The 1,666-nt window shown below is 67.3% G+C and carries 2 protein-coding genes; both read right to left on the reverse strand.

Annotated features, from left to right (window positions below):
• Positions 1–908: electron transfer flavoprotein subunit alpha/FixB family protein (locus FGK63_RS20615; RefSeq protein ID WP_138845838.1), on the reverse strand; the 908-nt coding region annotated here is incomplete at its 3' end.
• Positions 908–1,666, reverse strand: coding sequence for an electron transfer flavoprotein subunit beta/FixA family protein (locus tag FGK63_RS20620; RefSeq protein ID WP_138845840.1), 759 nt, complete (start codon positions 1,664–1,666; stop codon positions 908–910). The genes FGK63_RS20620 and FGK63_RS20615, both read right to left, overlap by 1 nt.

Genomic DNA, 1,666 nt, shown 5'->3' on the forward strand with positions numbered 1-1,666 from the left:
TCCGGCACGGCCTGGAACAGGTCTGCGACGAGGCCGAAATCGGCGACCTGGAAGATCGGCGCCTCTTCGTCCTTGTTGATGGCGACGATGACCTTGCTGTCCTTCATGCCGGCCAGGTGCTGGATCGCGCCCGAGATGCCCACGGCGATGTAGAGATCCGGCGCCACAACCTTGCCGGTCTGGCCCACCTGCCAGTCGTTCGGCGCATAGCCGGAATCGACCGCGGCGCGCGAGGCGCCGACGGCGGCGCCCAGCTTGTCGGCCAGGCCCTCGATCAGCTTGAAATCCGCTTCCGAGCCGACGCCGCGGCCGCCCGACACGACCACGCCGGCCGAGGTCAGTTCCGGACGGTCGCTGGCCGCGACCTTGTCCTCGAGCCACGAGGACAGGCCCGGGTTCTCGCCGACCGCGATGGTCTCGACCGGCGCCGAGCCGCCCTCGGCGGCGGCGTCGAAGGTCGAGGTGCGGATCGTCACCACCTTCTTGGCGTCCTTCGACTTGACCGTCTGCACCGCGTTGCCGGCATAGATCGGGCGCTCGAAGGTCGAGGCGTCGACAACGCCCGAGACGTCCGAGATCACCATCACGTCCAGAAGTGCGGCCACCCGCGGCATCACGTTCTTGGCGTCGGTGGTGGCCGGGGCAACGATATGTTCATAATCGCCCGCCAGGCTCGCGATCAGCGCGGCGGTCGATTCCGCCAGCCGGTGGCCCAGCGATGCGTCCTCGGCGACCAGCACCTTGGAGACGCCGTCGATCTTGGCGGCGGCCTCGCCGGCCGCGGCGGCGGACCCGCCGGCGGCCAGGACGGTCACGTCGCCCAGTTGCTTCGCGGCGGTCACCGCCTTGGCGGTGGCGTCAAGGCTCAGCTCGCCATTGTTGACTTCGGCCAAAAGGAGAACAGCCATCACACAGCCCCCGCTTCTTTCAGTTTCGCAACCAGCTCGTCCACCGAGCCGACGATGATGCCCGCCGCGCGCGCCGGCGGCTCTTCGGTCTTGACGATCTCAAGCCGCGGGCTGACGTCGACGCCGTAATCGGCGGCGGTCTTCTCGTCCAGCGGCTTCTTCTTCGCCTTCATGATGTTGGGCAGCGAGGCATAGCGCGGCTCGTTCAGGCGCAGGTCCACGGTCACGATCGACGGCATCTTCACGCTGATGGTCTGCAACCCGCCATCCACCTCGCGGGTGATGCGGGCCGCGTCGCCCTCGATCTCCAGCTCCGAGGCGAAGGTGCCCTGGGACCAGCCCAGGAGCGCCGACAGCATCTGGCCGGTGGCGTTCATGTCGTTGTCGATCGCCTGCTTGCCGCACAGCACCAGGCCCGGCTGCTCTTCCTCGACCACCTTGGCCAGGATCTTGGCAACCGCCAGCGGCTCGATGTCGGTGTGCACGTCATCGGCGGCCACCACCAGGATGGCGCGGTCCGCGCCCATCGCCAGCGCCGTGCGCAGCGTCTCCTGCGCCTGCTTCACGCCGATCGAGACCGCCACGACCTCGTCGGCCTGGCCCTTCTCCTTCAGCCGGATCGCCTCTTCCACCGCAATCTCGTCGAACGGGTTCATCGACATCTTGACATTGGCGAGATCAACTCCGCTCCCGTCCGCCTTCACGCGAACCTTCACGTTGTAGTCAATCACGCGCTTGACAGGCACAAGTACCTTCAT

This window comes from Ruegeria sediminis, from assembly GCF_005938215.1.
GTDB lineage: Bacteria > Pseudomonadota > Alphaproteobacteria > Rhodobacterales > Rhodobacteraceae > Ruegeria > Ruegeria sediminis.